The sequence below is a fragment of the Rhodococcus sp. DMU2021 genome, from assembly GCF_019641445.1.
GTDB classification, from domain to species: Bacteria; Actinomycetota; Actinomycetes; order Mycobacteriales; family Mycobacteriaceae; genus Rhodococcus; species Rhodococcus pyridinivorans.
Genome location: NZ_JAIFKB010000085.1, coordinates 1 through 1,279 on the forward strand (window position 1 = coordinate 1; position 1,279 = coordinate 1,279).

Genomic DNA, 1,279 nt, shown 5'->3' on the forward strand with positions numbered 1-1,279 from the left:
GGGACTGCTGCACGGATAGGTGACATCTGATCTGTGGTGCCGCAAGGCACTGCTGGAAGGATGTGCCCTGTGCCGAAGCCGTATCCCAAAGAGTTCCGTGACGACGTCGTCCGTGTTGCCCGTGGCCGTGAGCCCGGTCAGCAACTGAAGCAGATCGCCGCCGATTTCGGGATCAGCGAGTCCTGCCTGGCGAACTGGATGAAGGCCGCCGACGTCGAGGACGGCGTCAAGCCCGGAACCACCGCCAGTGAGAACGCCGAGCTGCGCGAAGCCCGGAAACGGATCCGGCTGCTCGAACAGGAGAACGAGGTCCTGCGTCGCGCCGCGGCATATCTGTCGCAGGCGAACCTGCCGGGAAAATGATGTACCCGCTCGTCCGTGAGTTGGCCGTTGACGGCATCCCCGTCGCGGTGACGTGCCGGGTCCTCAAAATCGCGCGCCAGCCCTACTACCGGTGGCTTGCCACACCGGTGACCGCTGCCGAACTCGACGAGGCCTACCGGGCCAACGCCCTGTTCGACGCCCACCGCGACGACCCCGAATTCGGGTACCGGTTCCTCGTCGACGAGGCCGCCGACGCCGGCCAGACGATGGCGCAGCGCACCGGGTGGCGGATCTGCTCAGCCAACAAGTGGTGGAGCTCGTTCGGCAAGAAACGCGGCACCAAACACGTCCGTTCCGGGCCGCCGGTCCACGACGACCTCGTCGCCCGCAACTTCACCGCCGATAAGCGGAATCGATTGTGGCTCACAGATATCACCGAGCATCACACCGGTGAGGGCAAGCTCTACCTGTGCGCGATCAAGGACGTGCACTCGAACCGGATCGTCGGCTACTCCATCGACTCGAGAATGAAAGCCCGACTCGCGGTCGACGCCCTCGACTCCGCCGTCGCCCGCCGGGCCGCGGCCGGAGATCAGGTCGCCGGCTGCATCGTCCACAGCGACCGCGGATCGCAATTCCGGTCCAGGAAATTCGTCCACGCTCTCGGCCGGCACGCGATGGTCGGATCGATGGGCCGAGTCGGCGCCTGCGGCGACAACGCCGCCATGGAATCGTTCTTCTCACTGCTGCAGAAGAACGTCCTCGACCGCCAGCCCTGGGCGATCCGGAACGAGCTCCGGATCGCGATCATCACCTGGATCGAACGGACCTACCACCGCCGCCGACGCCAAGCCAGGCTCGGCAGATTGACCCCTGTCGAATACGAGACCATCATGACCACACCAGCCACTCAGGCTGCGTGACCGAACCTGTCACCTGATCGTGCAGCAGTCCC

1 protein-coding gene is annotated in these 1,279 nt (G+C 65.3%); it reads left to right on the plus strand.

The features are described 5' to 3' along the window. Positions 1-69 precede the first annotated feature (69 nt). A protein-coding gene (locus tag K3M35_RS25735; protein WP_220667282.1) for an IS3 family transposase occupies positions 70-1,247 on the plus strand; the annotation gives its coding sequence in 2 pieces (ribosomal slippage) (positions 70-354 and positions 357-1,247; 1,176 coding nt in all). The last annotated feature ends 32 nt before the right edge of the window (positions 1,248-1,279 follow it).